The sequence below is a fragment of the Streptomyces sp. NPDC028907 genome, from assembly GCF_055564995.1.
In genome coordinates this window covers 593,809-612,444 of sequence record NZ_JBVHVE010000004.1, presented here as the reverse complement: position 1 = coordinate 612,444, position 18,636 = coordinate 593,809, and the positions used below count along the sequence as shown (strand labels likewise).

Genomic DNA, 18,636 nt, shown 5'->3' with positions numbered 1-18,636 from the left:
GCCCCTGAAAAGCGCTGCACGCACCGTGCGCATCAGGGCAAACCCGGCGTGGTCCGTACCGGCCGCTGACCGGATTCTGGACGGAGCCTTCCGCTCAGCGAACCGGCTTCGCTAATGTCCCGCTACGCACACGCCCCGTGGCAGCGCCGCCGCGGAGCGCAGCCGTGAAGCGACGCGGTTCGGACACTCCGAGCCGCCGGCCGATCGGCGGCCTCTGAAGCGCGTCACTGACGGGACTCGGTGACGCATCCGCCGCGAGGGGGCTGCCGACCTCACCACTAAGGAGTGGGCGTCGTGACCGCGGAGACCTCTCAGACGCTCGACCGGGGACTGCGCGTCCTCAAGCTGCTGGCCGACACGGACCACGGGCTGACCGTCACCGAGCTATCCAACAAACTGGGCGTGAACCGGACCGTTGTGTACCGGCTGCTCGCCACGCTGGAACAGCACGCACTCGTACGCCGTGATCTGGGCGGCCGCGCCCGGGTCGGGCTCGGCGTGCTGCGCCTGGGCCGCCAGGTGCACCCGCTCGTACGGGAGGCCGCGCTGCCCGCGCTGCGCTCGCTCGCCGAGGACATAGGGGCGACGGCCCATCTGACGCTGGTGGACGGCACGGAGGCGCTGGCCGTCGCCGTGGTCGAACCGACGTGGACGGACTATCACGTGGCCTATCGGGCCGGTTTCCGGCACCCCCTGGACCGCGGTGCCGCGGGCCGGGCCATCCTCGCCGCCCGGCAGCAGCCGCTGGACGACCCCGGATACACCCTGACCCACGGGGAGTTGGAGGCGGGAGCGAGCGGGGCGGCCGCGCCGCTGATCGGGGTCACGGGCGTCGAGGGCAGCGTGGGAGTGGTGATGCTGACCGACGCGGTGCCGGAGCGGGTGGGGCCGCGGGTCGTGGACGCGGCACGGGAGGTGGCGGAGGCGTTGCGCTGACGCGTACGTGCACTAGGCAGGGCCCTGAACCACCTCCGACACTCGTGTCATGACCTCGCTGAGCATCCGCACCGTCCACGAGCCCGCCGGGTTCGCCGCTGTTGCCGACTACTTCAGTGACGTATGGCGGACGCCCCGCAGCGCACCGCCCCTGCTGCCCGAGACGCTGCACAGCATCGCCCACGCGGGTGGGGCGGTTCATGCCGCGTACGACGGGACGAAGCTGGTCGGGGCGTCCGTCGCGGTGTTCGGGCCGCCCGCGTCCAAAGAGACGTACTCCATGCTCACGGCCGCCGACCGGGGGCTCGGGAGCCATCTCAAGTTCGCTCAGCGGGAGTGGGCCCTGGAGCAGGGTGCCCGGAGCATGCGCTGGACCTTCGATCCGTTGGCCGGGCGCAACGCGCGGTTCAACTTCGTCAAGCTGGGCGCCGCGGGCACCGAGTACCTCGTCGACTTCTACGGCCCGATGGCCGACGGTGTGAACGACGGCGACGAAACCGACCGGCTGGCGGTGACCTGGGACCTGATCGAGCCGGCGCGGGACGAGGGCGCCGGCGGACCCGGTGACCGCGAGGCCGCGCCCACCACCCACGCCGCCCCCGACGGCGGCCCTCTCGCCCGCCGCGACCTCTCCGACCGGTACGTCTGGTGCCGGGTGCCGGACGACATAGTGGCGCTGCGGGCCGCCGATCCCGAACTGGCGCTGCGCTGGCGGCGGGCCGTGCGGGAGGTGTTCACGAAGGCCTTCGCCGACGGCTTCCTCGCGACGGGTATGTCCCGGGACGGCTGGTACACGCTCACCCGTCGGGAGGCAGCCTCGTGAAACTCGAACGCGTCGAGCTGGTCCACGTCGCGATTCCGCTGGTCAGCCCCTTCCGTACGTCCTTCGGCACCATGACGACGAAGGACACCTTCCTGCTGCACGTCGTCACGGACTCCGCCGAGGGCTGGTCGGAGTTCGCGGGCGACCCCGAGCCGCTGTACTGCTCCGAGTTCGTGGCCGGCGCGGAGATCGTGCTGCGTGACTTCCTGCTGCCGCGCGTCGCAGCGCTCCCCGTGCTCACCGCGGCCCACCTCGCGCCCGCGACGGCCGGGATCAAGGGGCACGAGCTGGCGAAGGCGGCGCTGGAGACGGCCGTCCTCGACGCGGAACTGCGGTCGTACGGGATGCCGCTGGCCACGTACCTCGGGGCGGTGCGGGAGCGGGTGCCGGCGGGGGTGTCGGTCGGGATCCACCGGACGGTCGGCGAGTTGCTGGACGCCGTCGAGGGCTATCTCGCCGAGGGCTATGTGCGGATCAAACTGAAGATCGAGCCGGGGTGGGACCTCGAACCCGTACGGGCCGTACGGGCGCGCTTCGGGGCGGACCTGCCGCTCCAGGTCGACGCGAACACGGCGTACACGCTCGCGGACGCCGAGCATCTGCGGCGCCTCGACGAGTTCGGGCTGCTGCTGATCGAGGAGCCGCTGGGGGAGAACGACCTGTACGCCCACGCCCGCCTCCAGCAGCGCATCGCGACCCCCGTCTGCCTGGACGAGTCCCTGCACAACGCCCGTGACACCGCGTCCGCCATCGCGATGGACGCGTGCCGGGTGGTGAACGTGAAGCCGGCGCGGGTCGGGGGACACCTGGAGGCGCGGCGGGTCCATGACGTGGCGTCGGCGCACGGGGTGCCGGTGTGGTGCGGGGGCATGCTGGAGACCGGCATCGGCCGCGCCCCCAACCTGGCTCTGGCGGCCCTGCCCGGCTTCACGCTCCCCGGCGACACCTCGGCGTCCAGCCGCTACTTCGCCGAGGACGTCACGGAGCCGTTCGTACTGGTGGACGGGCACCTTCCGGTCCCGCGGTCGCCGGGGATCGGGGTGGAGCCGCTGCCGGAGGTGCTGCGGCGCTGCACCGAGGAACGCCGAGACCTGTATGTGATCTGAACGGGGCATGCTGGGCAGCTCCGACCTGCACCCGGCCGGATTCCGTCGCCACGTTAGATTGATCCCGTGTTCTCTCGTCTCACGCGCCCCCGGGCCGTCGCCGTCTGCGCTCTGCCGGTCGCGGCCCTGCTCGCCACGGCGGCCTTCGCGCCACTGCCGTTCTCGCTGACGCAGCCCGGCCTGACGGCGGACGTCCTGGGCGAGAACAAGGGCGAGCCGGTGATCACGATCTCCGGTGCGCCGGTCCGGGACACGAGCGGTGAGCTGCGTATGACGACCATCGAGGCGACGTCCCCCGACACGGACGTGCGGTTCGGCGACGTGCTCGACGCCTGGTTCAGCACGGAGCAGGCGGTCATGCCGCGTGACTCGGTCTATCCGAGCGGGCGGAGCACCCGGGAGATCGAGCAGTACAACACCGAGCAGATGAAGAAGTCCCAGGACGCCGCGACCGAGGCCGCGCTGAACCACCTGGACCTGAACGACAAGAACGTCAAGGTCACCCTCACCCTCGCGGACGTGGGCGGCCCCAGCGCCGGCCTCCTCTTCTCCCTCGGCATCATCGACAAGCTGAACGGCGACGGCGCCGGCGGCGACCTCACCGGCGGCCGCACCATCGCCGGCACCGGCACGATCGACGCCGCCGGCAAGGTAGGCGCGGTCGGCGGAGTCTCCCTGAAGACCCAGGCGGCCAGGCGCGACGGCGCCACGGTCTTCCTCGTCCCGAAGGCGGAGTGCTCCGACGCGAAGGCGGAACTCCCGAAGGGCCTGCGCCTCATCCCGGTGACCACGTTGAAGGGGGCGGTGAACGCCCTGGGGGCCTTGGAGTCGGGGAAGGGATCCGTCCCCAGCTGCTAGGGGTTCAACGCCGGCCTCGTGGTGGCGAGCCGCAGCGGCCCTTGCCGTGCTCCGGGGCGTCCGTCGCGCCGCAGGGTGGACTGCAACCGCATCCGCAGGTGATGGAACCGCTCTACTTCACGAACCCCTCCTCCTTCATCCAGTCCAACGCCACCTGATGCGGATCCTCCCCGTCCACGTCCACCTTGGCGTTCAGGTCCTGAGCCACGGAGTTGTTCAGCTTCTTGCTGATCGGGTCGAGGACCGCCGGGATGGCCGGCCATTTCTTGAGGGTCTTGGTGTTGATCATGGGGGCGGCGTTGTAGTTGGGGAAGAACTTCTTGTCGTCGTCCATGACCACGAGGTTCATCGACTTGATGCGGCCGTCCGTCGTGAAGACCTCGCCGTAGACGCAACTGCCCTTCGCGACCTGGGTGTAGATGATCCCGGTGTCCATCTGGGTGACGCTCTTCGCCGGCAGGTCCATGCCGTACGCCTTCTCCATGCCCGGCAGCCCGTCCGCGCGGTTGGCGAACTCGACCTCGACGCACAGGGTCACCGCGCCGGGGTCGGACTTCGACAGCGCGGCGACCTCGGACAGGGTGTTCGTGCGGTACTTGCGGTGGTTGGCCTGGTTCATCGCCAGGGCGTAGGTGTTGTTCAGAGCGGAGGGCGCCAGCCAGGTCACCCCGTTCCTCGCGTCCTCCTTGCGTACCGCCTCCCACTGCGCGTGCGGGTCGGGGATCGGCTCGCTGCGGCCCAGGTATGTGATCCAGGCCGTGCCCGTGTACTCGTAGCCGGCGTCGGCCTCCCCCTTCCGCACCGCCTCCCGGCTGCCGATGGACCCCTGGATGCCGGTGCGGTCGACCACCTCCGCGCCGGCCGCCTGGAAGGCGATGCCCATGATCGCGCCGAGGATCAGCTGCTCGGTGAACGACTTGGACGTCACCGTCAGCTCGGCCCCCTTGAGCGGCTCGCCCCGCCCGATCGTGCCGGGCCGCACGTCGTCGGCCATGGGGGAGCCGCTGGTCAGGCCGCACCCCGAGGCCGCCAGCAGCGCCGCGGTCAGTAGCACGCTCGTCCCGCGCCTCATGTCTCCAACCCCCGTGGCCGCAGCAGCACTTCCGCCAGTGACGCCAGCCAGTCCACCAGCAGGGCGAGGGCGACCGTGAGGACGGAGCCCAGCACCAGCACCGGCATGCGCTGGTTGGTGATGCCGGCCGTGATCAGCACGCCCAGGCCGCCGCCCCCGCCGAAGACGGCCAGGGTGGCCGTACCGACGTTCAGGACCAGGGCCGTGCGGACGCCTGCCAGGATCAGCGGGACCGCGAGCGGCAGTTCCACCCGGGTCAGCACCCCCGTGGGGGACATGCCGATGCCGCGCGCCGCCTCCAGCAGCGTCGGGTCGTTGGCCTTGAGGCCGGCGATCGTGTTGGACAGCACCGGCAGGACGGCGTAGGCGATCATGCCGATCAGGGCGATCAGGGCGGCCTTCCGGCCGATGCCGAGCCAGATCACCAGCAGGGCGAGAAGACCGATCGCCGGGGTCGCCTGGCCCATGTTGGCGAACGCCAGTGCCACCGGGGTCGCCTTCCGGAACGCGCGCCGGGTGAGCAGGATCCCCAGCGGGATCGCGATGATCAGCACGAAGAACGTGGAGATCACCGTGAGCTCGACGTGCTGCCACAGCGCCTTGGAGACCTGGCCGTTCGACAGCGCGTTCTCGGACACCGCGTCCAGGTCGGCCTGCTGGAACCACAGCCAGGTCGCCAGCAGCATCGCCACCAGCAGGGTCGGCACGAAGGTGAGCTTCTGCCAGCTCAGCTTCCGGCGCGGGGGCTTCCCGGCGGTGGGGGAGGAGGCGGAGGCGGAGGAGGGCGTGTTGGTCACGCCGGTCACGTCGGCCGCGTCGGTCTCCTCCGGCGCCGCTGCCCCCGTCCTCGGAGCCTCGGGGCTGCTCACGCCTTCCTCTCCCCTCCGTCGCCCTCCTGCTCGGCGTGCGTCAGGTCGGCCCGTGTCTCCTCCAGGTCGTGCTGGGCCTCCAGCGCCTCAAGACGGTCCGCCTCCAGCAGTTCGTGCACCGAGTTGATCAGCGTCTCCATGTCGACGACGCCCGTGTACTCACCGCGCCGCCCGGTCACCGCGACCCGTCCCGCGTTGTCGATGAGGACCGCCTCCAGGGCGTCCCGCAGCGTGGCGTCCCGGGTCACCGTGTCGTGCACCAGCGTCCCGGCCCGCGCCAGCGAGCCCCTGGCCCGCATCAGGTCACCGCGCCGCAGCCACTTGTACGGCCGCCGGCGCTTGTCCAGCAGCAGGATCTCGTTGGTGCCGCTGGACCGGAGCCGGTTGAAGATCTCCTGGAGCGGGTCGTCGACGGTCACCGTCGGGTAGTCGGTGATCTCCACATCCCGCACCCGGGTCAGGTTCAGCCGCTTCAGCGCCGCCCCGGCGCCCACGAACCCGGACACGAAGTCGTCCGTCGGGTTGGTGAGGATCGCCTCGGGGGTGTCGAACTGGGCGATGTGGGACCGTTCGCGCAGCACGGCGATCCGGTCACCGAGCTTGATCGCCTCGTCGAAGTCGTGGGTGACGAAGACGATCGTCTTGTGCAGCTCGTGCTGCAACCTGATCAACTCGTCCTGGAGGTGATCGCGGGTGATCGGGTCGACGGCCCCGAACGGCTCGTCCATCAGCAGCACGGGCGGATCGGCGGCCAGCGCCCTCGCCACCCCCACGCGTTGCTGCTGGCCACCGGAGAGCTGACGCGGATAGCGGCCGTGGAACTCCCCGGGGTCGAGGCCGACCAGGTCGAGCAACTCCTCGACCCGGTCCCGGATCCGTGCCTTGGACCAGCCGATCATCTTCGGCACCAGCGCGATGTTCTGGGCGACCGTCATGTGCGGGAAGAGGCCGGCGGACTGGATCGCGTAGCCGACCTTGCGGCGCAGCTTCACCGGGTCGATGTCGGTGACGTCCTCGCCGCCGATGCGGATCCGGCCACCGGTCGGTTCGATCAGCCGGTTGATCATCTTGAGCGTCGTCGACTTTCCGCACCCGGAAGGGCCGACGAAGATGACCACCTCGCCCGCCTTGATCTCCATGTTCACGTTGTCCACGGCCGGCTGCGGGCTGCCCGGATACCGCTTCGTCAGGTTCTCCAGCTCGATGGAGGCGCCGTGATGCTCACCGGCGGGGGCGTCGGCGGTGCTGCCGTACTCAGACACGGATCCCCCTGGGAATGGTCAGCCGCCCGACAAGGACGTACGCGGCGTCGAACAGCAGCGCCAGGACGATGATCCCCAGCGTGCCGGCGAGTACCTGGTTGAGCGCGTTCGCGCTGCCCAGCGAGGCCAGACCGCGGAAGATCACATTGCCGAGCCCGGGGCCCGACGCGTACGCCGCGATGGCCGCGATGCCCATCAGCATCTGCGTCGAGACCCGGATACCGGTCAGGATCGGCGGCCACGCCAGTGGCAGCTCCACCCTCAGCAACCGCGCGAGCCGGGACATCCCGATTCCCCGGGCCGCGTCCACCAGGTTCGGGTCGACACCGCGCAGCCCGACGATCGCGTTGCGCACGATCGGCAGCAGGCCGTACAGGGTCAGAGTGATCACCGTGGGCGCTACGCCCAGCCCCACGATCGGAATGAGCAGACCGATCATGGCGAGCGACGGGATGGTCAGAATGCCCGAGGTGGACAGGGTGGCGAAGTTGCCGGCCCACTCGCTGCGATAAGTGACCACACCGATCAGCACCCCGAGCAGGGTCGCCACCACCATGCACTGGAAGACGGCACTGGCGTGCTGCAGGGCGTCGGCGAACAGCTGCTGGTGGCGGTTGCCCAGGTACTCCCAGAAGCTCACTCGGACTCACCCCACCGGGTCACGGGCCACACGACCTAGCTGTTCTCCCGGTCCTCCGCCGCCTGCTCCACCAGCGGGATGATCCGCAGCGGAACGGGGTTCTCCATCACGATCGCGGTAGAGGCCCGGACGATCCCATCGAAACCGACAACCCGGTCGATCACCCGCTGGAGATCGGCGTTGGAACGCGCCACGAGACGGCACATCATGTCCCCGGTCCCGGTGGTGGTGTGCAGCTCCAGCACCTCCGGCACGGTCGCCAAGTGCGCCCGTACGTCGGCCCCTTGCCCCTGCCGGATCTGCAGCGTGGCGAAGGCGGTGACCGGATACCCGAGTGCCGCGGGATCGACTTCGGGACCGAACCCGCGGATGACTCCGTTCGACTGAAGCCGGTCGAGTCGTGCCTGCACGGTCCCGCGGGCCACGCCCAGCCGCCGGGACATCTCCAGCACCCCGATCCGCGGCTCCCGCGCCAGCAGCACGATGATCCGTCCGTCCAGATGATCGATCGCCACGGCAGCCTCCCGATGGGGTTGGTCATCCTGTACAGAAAGCCCGCCGAAGCGGGTCAGGTGCTGAGCAGATTGTCCAGCTGGAATCCAATCTATTGCGCACCTTGCCGTACCGGGGTGAGGCTGCGCCTATGACGCAGACCACACACCACACTCCCGACACCGCCCGGCAGGCCGACCCCTTCCCGGTCAAGGGAATGGACGCGGTCGTCTTCGCCGTGGGCAACGCCAAGCAGGCGGCGCACTACTACTCGACCGCCTTCGGCATGCGCCTCGTGGCCTACTCCGGACCGGAGAACGGCAGCCGCGAGACCGCGAGCTACGTGCTGGAGAACGGCTCCGCCCGTTTCGTCCTCACCTCCGTCATCAAGCCCGCCACCACCTGGGGCCACTTCCTCGCCCAGCACGTGGCCGAGCACGGCGACGGCGTCGTCGACCTCGCCATCGAGGTCCCGGACGCGCGCCGGGCGTACGCGTACGCGCTGGAGCACGGCGCCACGTCCGTCACCGAGCCGTACGAGCTGAAGGACGAGCACGGCACCGTCGTCCTGGCCGCCATCGCGACCTACGGCGAGACCCGTCACACGCTCGTCGAGCGCAACGGCTACGACGGCCCGTACCTGCCCGGCTACGTCGCCGCGCAGCCGATGGTCGAACCGCCCGCCCAGCGCACCTTCCAGGCCATCGACCACTGCGTCGGCAACGTCGAACTCGGCCGGATGAACGAATGGGTCGGCTTCTACAACAAGGTCATGGGCTTCACGAACATGAAGGAGTTCGTCGGCGACGACATCGCGACCGAGTACAGCGCGCTGATGTCGAAGGTCGTGGCCGACGGCACGCTCAAGGTCAAGTTCCCGATCAACGAGCCCGCCATCGCCAAGAAGAAGTCCCAGATCGACGAGTACCTGGAGTTCTACGGCGGCGCGGGCGTCCAGCACATCGCGCTCAACACGAACGACATCGTGGCGACGGTCCGGACGATGCGCGCGGCCGGTGTGCAGTTCCTCGACACCCCGGACTCGTACTACGACACCCTCGGCGAGTGGGTCGGCGACACCCGCGTGCCCGTCGAGACCCTGCGCGAGCTGAAGATCCTCGCCGACCGCGACGAGGACGGCTATCTGCTGCAGATCTTCACCAAGCCGGTCCAGGACCGTCCGACCGTCTTCTTCGAGATCATCGAACGCCACGGCTCCATGGGCTTCGGCAAGGGCAACTTCAAGGCCCTGTTCGAGGCGATCGAGCGGGAGCAGGCCAAGCGCGGCAACCTCTGAGGCCTGCGCGGCAACATCTGCGGCCTGGGCGCGGCCCGTGAGTTCGTAGAAATCGCAACCCATGTCGGCCCGCTCGGGCCTCTCCAGTCGTGCGGGCGTCACGGGGCGCCCGCACGACCCCATGGCCGGGCCGAAAGCCCCGGGTCACTTCCGCCGCGGCTTGGCGTCCATGTCCGGTACGTCCTGGACCGACGGCTCCCCGAGCTCCTCCAACGCCGCCTCTGCCAGCGGCACCCGCGTCGGCGAGAAGTGCGGATTGATCCGCAGCGCCTCCTCCAGGTGCCGTCGCGCGGGCCCCGCCATCTCCAGCGACCGCTCGATCATCCCCCGGTGATAGGCGTACAGCGCGCTGCGCACCCCGCCCCCCTTCTGCCGGTCGGTCGCCCGCCGGGCGAACTTCAGCGCCTCCTTGTCCTCCCCGGCCCGGTGCAGCGCCCACCCCAGCGCGTCGGCCACCGCGATCCCCGGCTGCCGGCGCCACTCGACCCTGAGCCGCCGCACGGCCATCTCCGTGTCGCCGTGGTCCGCCTCGAAGAGGCCCAGCACCAGCTCCTCGTCCACCCCGCCGGCCGCGGCCCGCGCCGCCCGCTCGCGCAGCAGGTCGTACTGCACGCGCGCCGCCTGCCCCAGCCCCAGTGACTCGTACAACTCGCCCAGTTCCAGGGCGTACTCGGGCAACGGCTGCTTGGCGAGGGCCACCCGGTACGCGTTCAGCGCCTCCGTCGAGCGGCCCAGTGCCGCCAGCGTCCGCCCCTGCCCGGCGAGCGCGGCCCGCTGGTCGGGGTCGAGGCGTACCGCCTCCTGGAAGTGGCGCAGCGCCGCCGCCAGGTCACCGCGTTCCCAGGCGAGTTGCCCGGCCCGTTCGAGATACGCCGCCCGCTCGGCCGGGACCTCGGCGGCCGCCGCCGCGTCGGAGAGGGCCGCCGCCGCGTCCTCCCGCCAGCCCCGGTCGCGGTAGAGGGCCGCCGCCCGGGCCTGCACCGCCGGTCCCGAGCGCAGCTTCAGCAGCCGGTCCAGGCTCCGCTTGGCGGCCTTGTAGTCACCCATCCCGGTCTGCGCCTCGATCAGCAGCGGATACGTCGTCCACCGCTTCCGGTCGACCTTCAGCGCCGCCTCGCTCCACGTCCGCGCCGCATGGAAGTCACGCCGCGCGTTCGCCAGCGCCGCCATGCCGTCCATCGCCTCGGCGTTGCGCTCCCGCACCCGCAGCGACGCCCGCAGCGCCTTCTCGGCCTTCGGGTAGTTCGCCGGGTTCGCGGTCCGCCGCCCCTGTTCCACGTACGCCGCCCCCAGCACCGCCCACGCCCGGGCGTCCTTGGGATGGGTCCGCAGGTGGGTCTCGCGCTCGTCGATCAGCACCGCCAGATCGGGCAGCGCCGCGGTCACCCCCGTGGTCACGGCGGCCAGTGCCTGCGCCCCCGGTGCCGGCGGCGCCGCCCGCGTCCCGCCCGGCTCCCACGGCAGCAGCGTCAGCACCCCGCCGAGCACGGCACACCCCGCGACGGAGGCGATCAGCACGCGCAGCCGTTTGCGCGGGCGGCGGTCCGGCGTGCCCTGCCGCTCCTTCGACGCGTCGTTCTCGGACCCGTCGTTCTCGGTCCCGGCGTTCTCCAAGCCGCTGTTCGCGGACCCGGTGTTCACAGACCCGGCGTTCTTCGGGGCGCTGTTCTCCATGGCGATCACTGTGCGTGAAACCTTGAGTCAATACGACGACCACACCCGTCCGACCCCGGCTGCCCTACATGGGGTTCACACCGATGGCCCCGGGTGTCACGCTGTGATCATGAGCCGTATCGAAGCCGCACCCGACCAGGCCCGGGGTGACCTCACCGAGCGGCTGCTCGTGGGCCTGCCCGCCGAGGCCGTCCTCACCGACCCCGACATCACGGCCTCCTACGCCAACGACATGGCCAGCTTCTGCCCGGCCGGCGCCCCCGCCGTGGTCGTGCTGCCGCGCACCGTCGAAGAGGTCCAGCACGTCATGCGCACCGCCACCGAGCTGCGCGTCCCGGTCGTCCCGCAGGGCGCCCGCACGGGCCTGTCGGGCGGCGCCAACGCCTCCGACGGCTGCATCGTGCTGTCCCTGACCAGGATGGACCGCATCCTGGAGATCAACCCGGTCGACCGCATCGCCGTCGTCGAGCCCGGCGTCATCAACGCCACGCTCTCCCGCGCGGTGGGCGAACACGGCCTGTACTACCCGCCGGACCCCTCCAGCTGGGAGATGTGCACCATCGGCGGCAACATCGGCACGGCCTCCGGCGGCCTGTGCTGTGTGAAGTACGGGGTGACGGCGGAGTACGTCCTGGGGCTGGAGGTGGTGTTGGCCGACGGCCGCCTGATGACCACCGGCCGCCGCACGGCCAAGGGCGTCGCCGGATACGACATGACCCGTCTGTTCGTCGGCTCCGAGGGCTCGCTCGGCATCGTCGTACGGGCCGTCCTGGCGCTGAAGCCGCAGCCGCCGCAGCAGCTGGTGCTGGCCGCCGAGTTCGCGACCGCGGCGGCCGCCTGTGACGCGGTGTGCCGGATCATGGAGGGCGGGCACGTCCCGTCGCTGCTGGAACTGATGGACCGTACGACGGTCAAGGCGGTCAACGACATCGCGAACATGGGACTGCCGGAGACGACCGAGGCCCTCCTCCTGGCCGCCTTCGACACCCCGGACCCCGCCACCGACCTCGCGGCCGTCGGCGCGCTGTGCGAGGCGGCCGGCGCCACCCAGGTGGTCCCGGCGGACGACGCGGCCGAGTCCGAACTGCTGCTCCAGGCAAGGCGGTTGTCCCTCACCGCGCTCGAAGCCGTGCGGGGCGTGACGATGATCGACGACGTGTGCGTGCCCCGGTCGCGGCTCGCCGACCTGATCGAGGGCGTCGAGCGGATCGCCGAGAAGCACCAGCTCACCATCGGCGTGGTCGCCCACGCCGGCGACGGCAACACGCACCCCACCGTCTGCTTCGACGCGACCGACGCCGACGAGTCCCGGCGCGCCCGCGAGTCCTTCGACGAGATCATGGCGCTCGGCCTGGAACTCGGCGGCACGATCACCGGCGAGCACGGCGTGGGCGTCCTGAAGAAGGAGTGGCTGGCGCGGGAGATCGGCCCGGTCGGGATCGAGTTGCAGCGCGGCATCAAGCAGGTCTTCGACCCGCTGGGCATCCTGAACCCGGGCAAGCTGTTCTGACCGGCGGGGCTCACTGGGCGAGCAGCTGGTCGAGCGCGTCGTCGATCCCCAGCTGGTCGCCCTCGGCCCCCGGCGGCACCAGCCGCAACGTCCGCTCCAGCCAGGCCGACACCGGTGCCGCCGGCGCCTCCAGCAGCGCGTCCCCGTCGGGCGAGCTCAGCCCCATGAGCACCAGGCTGCGCCCGTCCACCTTCGTCGGCCACACGCGTACGTCCCCGTGCCCACTCGGCCGGAACACCCCCTCCACGAGCAGATCGCGGGAGAAGGTCCAGTGGACCGGGTGGTCGGAGTTGATGTGAAAGGCGACGTGCACGGCGTACGGATCGTCACTGTGATAGCTCAGCCGCGCCGGCACGGGAATGCTCCGCTCGGGCGACAGAACGAGCCGCAGCTCCAGCTCGCGTTCCACGACGGTGTGATGCATGGCGTCCGTGTCCTCTCTCGTGACTCGTTCGAGCCCTGGGAGTGGGCCCGTACGAGTGGAGAGGGAGCAGGGCCACGGATCATTACGCGAGTTCCCGGAACTTTTTCCCCACCTGCCCCCCAGCCCTGGCCCAGCCCCGGCCCAGGCCCTGCTCCGAGCCGTCCGGCGGCCGGGTTCCGCTCGTGTGAAGTACGTGTACGAGGTTGCCCGGAAAGGAGTGGGTCCTACGGGACGGGCAGTGCTTGTTGCGTCGGTCTGATAGATGTGGAGGCCCCAATTTGACCCACGAGCAGATACCGGACGACGGACATGAGCGCCCCAACCCCGGCCCCCGGTGACGACAGGCCCCGCGAAGGGTATTACCCGGACCCGTCCATTCCTGGATATGTCCGGTACTGGAACGGTGCCTCCTGGGTGCCGGGCACCAGCCGTCCGGCGCCGACGGACGGCGAACCGCTCGCCCCGCCGCCGGGCGCCAACCCGGACGGGCCCGCCGCTGCCCCGGCCGCCTCGGTCGAGGAGACCGGCCCGCACTTCTTCGACGAGGACCCGGCGCGGGAACCCGCTTCGGGCCAGGCCCAGCACGGCAGCCGCCCGGAGCCGGCGTCCGCGTGGGGCGCCGACCCCGCCCACCAGGCCGGCTTCGGCGGCGACCAGGACCACCGCGTGTCCTGGGGCGCCCAGCAGGAGACGGAACCGCGGGACCCGCGCGCGGCGGCCCAGCCGGACGGGCCGGCCGCCGGCACCGACCAAACGGCCACCGTCCCGCCCGCCGAGCCGGACGCGGACTCCGGGGGCGTCGCCTCCGGGGACACGTTCATGATCCGTCGGCCCGTACCGGGCGCGGCGCAGTCCTCCGGCGCCGGCATCCCCAGCCCCGGGGGCCCCGCCCCCGCCGACGGCACCATGGCCATCCGCGCGGTGTCCCCGCGCACGGGGGCGCAGGGCGGAAGCACGGGCGCGTCCGCCGGATCGGGCGCCGCACGTACGGACTCCGCGGCCGGCGCCCCGCAGGGCCCGGGCTTCGGCGCCGGGAAGGCGGCCGCCGAACGGGCCGCCGTGGCCCAGGGACAGGCGCAGACGGCCGCCGGAGCCGCGGCCGCAGCCCAGGCGGCCGGCACCTCTCCCGCGGCCCTCTCCGGCCCGCAGCAGGCCCAGCAGGCGGCCGCCCCGAGCATCCCCCAGCAGTCGGGCGGCCCGCAGCCCGCGGCAGCCGCCTCCGGCGCGCCCATGACGTCGGGTGTCGGCGGCGGCCAGTCCTCCTGGGCACAGCAGGTCCACCGGCTCGCGGGCCCCGGCGACGACCAGCCGGTCGCCCCGTGGAAGCCCCCGACCCTGGACCCGTTCCAGGCGGCCGCGATGCGTCAGGCCGCGGCCCGCCCCGCGGGTCTGGGCAAGCGGCTGGCCGCACGGCTGCTGGACACCGTCGTCCTGGCCGCCGTCACCGCGGTGGCCGCCGTACCGCTCGGCACCAAGGCGCTCGACCACGTCAACGGCAAGATCGACTCGGCCAAGCTGTCCGGTGAGACGGTCACCGTGTGGCTGCTCGACGGCACCACGTCGGTCTACCTCGGCATCATCCTGGCCGTCCTGCTCCTGTTCGGCGTGGCCTACGAGGTCCTGCCCACCGTCAAGTGGGGCCGCACGCTGGGCAAGAAGGTGCTCGGCCTGGAGGTGCGGGACATCGAGGCCCACGAACCGCCGGAGTTCGGCGCGGCCCTGAAGCGCTGGCTCGTCTACAGCATCCCCGGCCTGCTCGTCGTAGGCGTCGTCGGCGTGCTGTGGTGCGTGTTCGACCGGCCCTGGCACCAGTGCTGGCACGACAAGGCGGCGCGTACGTTCGTCGCGGGCTGACCGCGTACCGCGAACGGCCCGGAAGATTCCGTACCCCGGACGGCCCCGTGCCGGATGCGAAGCCGGACGGTTCGCGGTCGACTCGGGCCATGAGCAGCGAACCGCCTCCCGGCTCCGGTCAGCAACCCCCGGAAGACGATCCGTTCAGGAAGCAGCCCCCGCCGTCCGAGGGCTCGGGTTCGCCGTACGGTGACCAGCCACCGTACGGCGGCCAACCCCCGCCCTATGGTGGCGGTCCCTACGGCGGCGGGCCCTACGGCGGTGACCCGTACGGCGGCGGAGGCGGGCCCGCCGACCCCCTCGCCGGTATGCCGCCGCTCGCCGACAGCGGCAAGCGCACGCTGGCCCGCATCATCGACATGATCCTGGTGGGCGTCGTCGTCTGGCTGCTCACCTGGGGATTCGGCGTCACCGAGTACGACGTGGACACCGATCAGGTGGAGTACGGCAAGTCCTTCGTACAGTCGCTGGTCGCCGCCGTGCTGTTCATCGGCTACGACACCGTCATGACCGCCAGGACCGGGCAGACGCTCGGCAAGAAGCTGCTCAACATGCGCACGGCCAACCTCGACAACGGCGCCACTCCGTCCGTGCAGGCCTCGCTGATCCGGGCGGCGGTGCTGTGGATCCCGTTCGCGTTCTGCTGCGCCTGCATCTGGACCGTGATCTGCGGCGGCTGGAGCTTCTTCGACAAGCCCTACAAACAGGGCCTGCACGACAAGGCGGCGAAGACGGTTGTCGTCAGCACCGGCAACTGAGCGTCAGGACTGCGTCAGTACGGGTTCCTCCGCCTGTTCGCGTTCGGTGGGAGCGGGCTTGCGGACCGCCACCACGCGGGGCTTCCTCGGCATGGGCACCGTCATGGCGACCAGCAGCCCGAGCAGAAGCGCCGCGACGGCGATGACCGCGATCCCCACACCCGAACTCGTCTGTGACAGCAGCAGCATGGCGAGCGTCGAGAAGATCACGGTGCACGAGCCGTAAGCGAGCTGTGCGGCAGTCGGACGAGGCATGATCATCGTGTCCTCGGAATCAGGGGTGCACGGGGGTCTCGGCCTGGCTTTCCGCCGACGTCCGGGCGTTCCGCCATCCGACTCTAACCGCGTGCATGCCCGAGAGGAACAAACCGTAAGCGTGACCTAACCAACAGTGCCGGTGCACGGGGGGCGCACGGAGTCATCTCGTCCAACAGGTGGACAGCGCAACGCGCCCGTCACCGAAAGGTAGTTGTCCGCTAAATGAACATCAGCTCCGCATAGTGCAATTGACCTGTCCAAGTCAAGGTCTGTTTTTTCTGCTTAACCTCTAGTCAAATGTCGTCACTTGACTACACGCGTTGATCAGGTGCCCGCGGAACCTCCAGGACCAGGAACCCTTCCTTCCGCGCGCCCGGACGCGGGGGAGGAAGCAAGTGACCAGTAGACCCTGGACGTTCAGAACGGCGGCAACCGCCGTCGCGCTCACGACGGCAGCGGCGACGTTCTCGACCTTCGCGGTGGCTCAGGCCGACGAAGGCGCGCCGGCGTCCGTGGAGCGGCACGACCCGGCGGAGCACACTCACGCCGACCACAACCTCGACGGCCCCATGAGCAGGACGCAGGCGGCCCAGCGCGAGGAGGCCCTGAACCAGGTCATATCCGGCCGGAGCAAGGTCAAGAAGCGCGACGGCTCGCAGGTCGTCGAGCTCAAGAGCAAGAAGGGCGACAGCAAGTACGTCGAGCTGGGCCGCGAGAAGACCGACAAGATCTTCACGATCCTGGTCGAGTTCGGCGACCAGATCAGCGAGTTCGGCGGCACGCCCGGCCCGGCCCACAACCAGATAGCCGAGCCCGACCGCGAGAAGGACAACTCGACGGCCTGGCAGGCGGACTACAACCAGAAGCACTACCAGGACCTCTACTTCGGCACCGGCAAGAAGACCGAGTCGCTGAAGAAGTACTACGAGAGGCAGTCCTCGGGCCGCTACTCGGTCGAGGGCGAGGTCACCGACTGGGTGAAGGTCCCCTACAACGAAGCCCGCTACGGCAACAACGCCTGCGGCGAGACCAACTGCGCCAGCGTGTGGAACGTCGTCAGCGACGGTCTGAACGCGTGGGTCGCCCAGCAGAAGGCAGCTGGGAAGACCGACGCCGAGATCAAGACGGCCGTCACGCAGTTCGACCAGTGGGACCGCTACGACTTCGACGGCGACGGCGACTTCAACGAGGCCGACGGCTACATCGACCACTTCCAGATCGTGCACGCCGGTGAGGACGAGTCCGCGGGCGGCGGCGCCCAGGGCACCGACGCGATCTGGGCCCACCGCTGGTACGCGTTCGGCACCGACGCCGGTGCCACCGGCCCCGCGAACAACAAGCTGGGCGGCGCGCAGATCGGCTCCACCGGCATCTGGGTCGGCGACTACACCGTCCAGCCGGAGAACGGCGGCCTCGGCGTCTTCGCCCACGAGTACGGTCACGACCTCGGTCTGCCGGACCACTACGACACCGCCGGCGGCGAGAACTCCACCGGGTTCTGGACGCTGATGTCCTCCGGTTCCTGGCTGGGCACCGGCAAGAAGGAGATCGGTGACCTGCCCGGCGACATGACCGCCTGGGACAAGCTCCAGCTGGGCTGGCTCAACTACGACACGGCCAAGGCCGCGACGACGTCCGAGCACAAGCTGGGCCTGGCCGAGTACAACACCCGGCACCGTCAGGCCCTCGTGGTCGGGCTGCCGAAGAAGGCCGTCACCACCGAGATCGTGACTCCCGCACAGGGCGCGACCCAGTGGTGGAGCGGCAGCGGCAACAACCTGAAGAACACGCTGAGCCGCGGCGTCGACCTCACCGGCAAGACCTCCGCGAGCCTCACCCTCGACGGCTGGTGGGACATCGAGAAGGGCTACGACTACCTCTACACCGAGGTGTCGACCGACGGCGGCGCCAACTGGACTGCGATCGACGGCACCGCGAACGGCAACCCGATCAGCCGTGACGGCAGCGACAAGCCCGCGCTCGACGGCACGGTGGACGCGCACCAGAAGCTCGTCTACCCGCTGGACGCCTACGCCGGCAAGAAGATCGACCTCCGCTTCCGCTACGCGACCGACGGCGGACTGGCGATGAAGGGCTTCACGGCCGACCGCATCACGGTCACCGCCGACGGCTCCGCGGTCTTCTCGGACGACGTGGAGAGCGTGGACAACGCCTGGACGGCGACCGGCTTCACGCGCATGGGCGCTTCGTTCACCAAGGACTACGAGCAGTACTACATCGCCGAGAACCGTCAGTACGTGTCGTACGACAAGACCCTGAAGACGGGCCCGTACAACTTCGGCTTCTCGTCGACCAGTCCGGACTGGGTGGAGCACTACGCGTACCAGAACGGCCTGTTGATCTGGAAGTGGGACACCTCCCAGGCTGACAACAACACCAGCCAGCACCAGGGTGTCGGTCTGATCCTCCCGGTCGACTCCCACCCGACGCCGCTGAAGTGGTCCGACGGCACGCTGATGCGCAACCGCATCCAGTCCTACGACTCGCCGTTCAGCACGTACCGCACGGACGGCATGACGCTGCACAACGCGGACGTCGCGACCCGGATCCCGTCGCGTGCCGGGGTGCCGGTCTTCAACGACCACACCAGCACGTACTACAGCGCCGAGAACCCGACCGCGGGCGTCAAGATCACTGACACCAACACCAAGATCAAGATCATCAAGGAGCCGCGCAATGGCTCGACGATCACGGTCGAGGTTGGCCCCGCAGTGAAGTAAACGGCATATTCGCAGGTCAGAGCATGATCGGCGGCAACCCTCTTGGCGGGTTGCCGCCGATC

17 protein-coding genes are annotated in these 18,636 nt (G+C 70.3%); 9 read left to right on the top strand and 8 right to left on the bottom strand.

Annotated elements, in window-relative coordinates; all coding sequences use genetic code 11:
• Positions 1-294: 294 nt before the first annotated feature.
• The 4 genes from ACZ4UU_RS15405 (at position 295) to ACZ4UU_RS15390 (ending at position 3,723) form a co-directional block, all read left to right on the top strand.
• Complete coding sequence (locus tag ACZ4UU_RS15405; protein ID WP_468040039.1) at positions 295-936, top strand: IclR family transcriptional regulator; 642 nt, start codon at positions 295-297, stop codon at positions 934-936.
• Positions 937-985: 49 nt separating this feature from the next.
• Positions 986-1,759 (top strand): chorismate synthase, encoded by a 774-nt coding sequence (locus ACZ4UU_RS15400; protein ID WP_468040037.1) that lies wholly within the window; start codon positions 986-988, stop codon positions 1,757-1,759.
• Positions 1,756-2,865, top strand: a complete 1,110-nt coding sequence (gene menC / locus ACZ4UU_RS15395) for an o-succinylbenzoate synthase (protein WP_468040035.1) — start codon at positions 1,756-1,758, stop codon at positions 2,863-2,865. Before ACZ4UU_RS15400 ends, menC begins: the two co-directional genes overlap by 4 nt.
• A 66-nt stretch (positions 2,866-2,931) precedes the next feature.
• Complete coding sequence (locus ACZ4UU_RS15390) at positions 2,932-3,723, top strand: S16 family serine protease (protein WP_468040034.1); 792 nt, start codon at positions 2,932-2,934, stop codon at positions 3,721-3,723.
• A 112-nt stretch (positions 3,724-3,835) separates the two neighbouring features.
• On the opposite strand, the gene ACZ4UU_RS15385 is transcribed toward ACZ4UU_RS15390, so the two are convergent.
• Genes ACZ4UU_RS15385 through ACZ4UU_RS15365 form a run of 5 tightly spaced genes read right to left on the bottom strand, consistent with a single transcriptional unit; the run spans position 3,836 to position 8,081 of the window.
• Positions 3,836-4,795, bottom strand: coding sequence for a glycine betaine ABC transporter substrate-binding protein (locus ACZ4UU_RS15385; protein ID WP_468040033.1), 960 nt, complete (start codon positions 4,793-4,795; stop codon positions 3,836-3,838).
• Entirely contained in the window at positions 4,792-5,601 is an 810-nt protein-coding gene (locus ACZ4UU_RS15380; protein ID WP_468040234.1) for an ABC transporter permease, read from the bottom strand. Before ACZ4UU_RS15380 ends, ACZ4UU_RS15385 begins: the two co-directional genes overlap by 4 nt.
• Before the next feature lie 59 nt (positions 5,602-5,660).
• Positions 5,661-6,926 carry a betaine/proline/choline family ABC transporter ATP-binding protein gene (locus ACZ4UU_RS15375; RefSeq protein ID WP_468040032.1) on the bottom strand — a complete coding sequence of 422 codons (1,266 nt, stop codon included), beginning with the start codon at positions 6,924-6,926 and terminating at the stop codon, positions 5,661-5,663.
• Positions 6,919-7,566 carry an ABC transporter permease gene (locus tag ACZ4UU_RS15370; RefSeq protein WP_468040030.1) on the bottom strand — a complete coding sequence of 216 codons (648 nt, stop codon included), beginning with the start codon at positions 7,564-7,566 and terminating at the stop codon, positions 6,919-6,921. The genes ACZ4UU_RS15375 and ACZ4UU_RS15370 overlap by 8 nt, the downstream gene beginning before the upstream one ends.
• 35 nt (positions 7,567-7,601) lie before the next feature.
• The gene (locus ACZ4UU_RS15365) at positions 7,602-8,081 is read right to left on the bottom strand and encodes an Lrp/AsnC family transcriptional regulator (protein ID WP_468040029.1); all 480 of its coding nucleotides are present in this window, start codon (positions 8,079-8,081) and stop codon (positions 7,602-7,604) included.
• A 128-nt stretch (positions 8,082-8,209) separates the two neighbouring features.
• Here ACZ4UU_RS15365 and hppD point away from each other — a divergent pair, with 128 nt between their 5' ends.
• The gene (hppD, locus tag ACZ4UU_RS15360; RefSeq protein WP_468040027.1) at positions 8,210-9,355 is read left to right on the top strand and encodes a 4-hydroxyphenylpyruvate dioxygenase; all 1,146 of its coding nucleotides are present in this window, start codon (positions 8,210-8,212) and stop codon (positions 9,353-9,355) included.
• A gap of 144 nt (positions 9,356-9,499) precedes the next feature.
• Here hppD and ACZ4UU_RS15355 read toward each other — a convergent pair whose 3' ends face one another.
• Positions 9,500-11,029: a tetratricopeptide repeat protein gene (locus ACZ4UU_RS15355; protein ID WP_468040026.1), complete on the bottom strand. Its 1,530-nt coding sequence runs from the start codon at positions 11,027-11,029 to the stop codon at positions 9,500-9,502.
• Between the two features lie 103 nt (positions 11,030-11,132).
• Here ACZ4UU_RS15355 and ACZ4UU_RS15350 point away from each other — a divergent pair, with 103 nt between their 5' ends.
• Positions 11,133-12,539 carry an FAD-binding oxidoreductase gene (locus ACZ4UU_RS15350; RefSeq protein ID WP_468040024.1) on the top strand — a complete coding sequence of 469 codons (1,407 nt, stop codon included), beginning with the start codon at positions 11,133-11,135 and terminating at the stop codon, positions 12,537-12,539.
• A gap of 10 nt (positions 12,540-12,549) precedes the next feature.
• On the opposite strand, the gene ACZ4UU_RS15345 is transcribed toward ACZ4UU_RS15350, so the two are convergent.
• Complete coding sequence (locus ACZ4UU_RS15345) at positions 12,550-12,963, bottom strand: SsgA family sporulation/cell division regulator (protein WP_468040023.1); 414 nt, start codon at positions 12,961-12,963, stop codon at positions 12,550-12,552.
• Between the two features lie 309 nt (positions 12,964-13,272).
• On the opposite strand from ACZ4UU_RS15345, the gene ACZ4UU_RS15340 reads away from it, so the two are divergent.
• On the top strand, positions 13,273-14,817 hold the full coding sequence (locus ACZ4UU_RS15340; protein ID WP_468040022.1) for an RDD family protein: 1,545 nt from the start codon (positions 13,273-13,275) through the stop codon (positions 14,815-14,817).
• Positions 14,818-14,906: 89 nt separating this feature from the next.
• Positions 14,907-15,575, top strand: coding sequence for an RDD family protein (locus ACZ4UU_RS15335; protein ID WP_468040020.1), 669 nt, complete (start codon positions 14,907-14,909; stop codon positions 15,573-15,575).
• 3 nt (positions 15,576-15,578) lie between these two features.
• On the opposite strand, the gene ACZ4UU_RS15330 is transcribed toward ACZ4UU_RS15335, so the two are convergent.
• Positions 15,579-15,830 (bottom strand): hypothetical protein, encoded by a 252-nt coding sequence (locus ACZ4UU_RS15330; protein ID WP_468040019.1) that lies wholly within the window; start codon positions 15,828-15,830, stop codon positions 15,579-15,581.
• Positions 15,831-16,228: 398 nt separating this feature from the next.
• Here ACZ4UU_RS15330 and ACZ4UU_RS15325 point away from each other — a divergent pair, with 398 nt between their 5' ends.
• A complete protein-coding gene (locus tag ACZ4UU_RS15325; RefSeq protein WP_468040017.1) occupies positions 16,229-18,574 on the top strand; it encodes an immune inhibitor A domain-containing protein in 2,346 nt (781 codons plus the stop codon).
• Positions 18,575-18,636 lie beyond the last annotated feature (62 nt).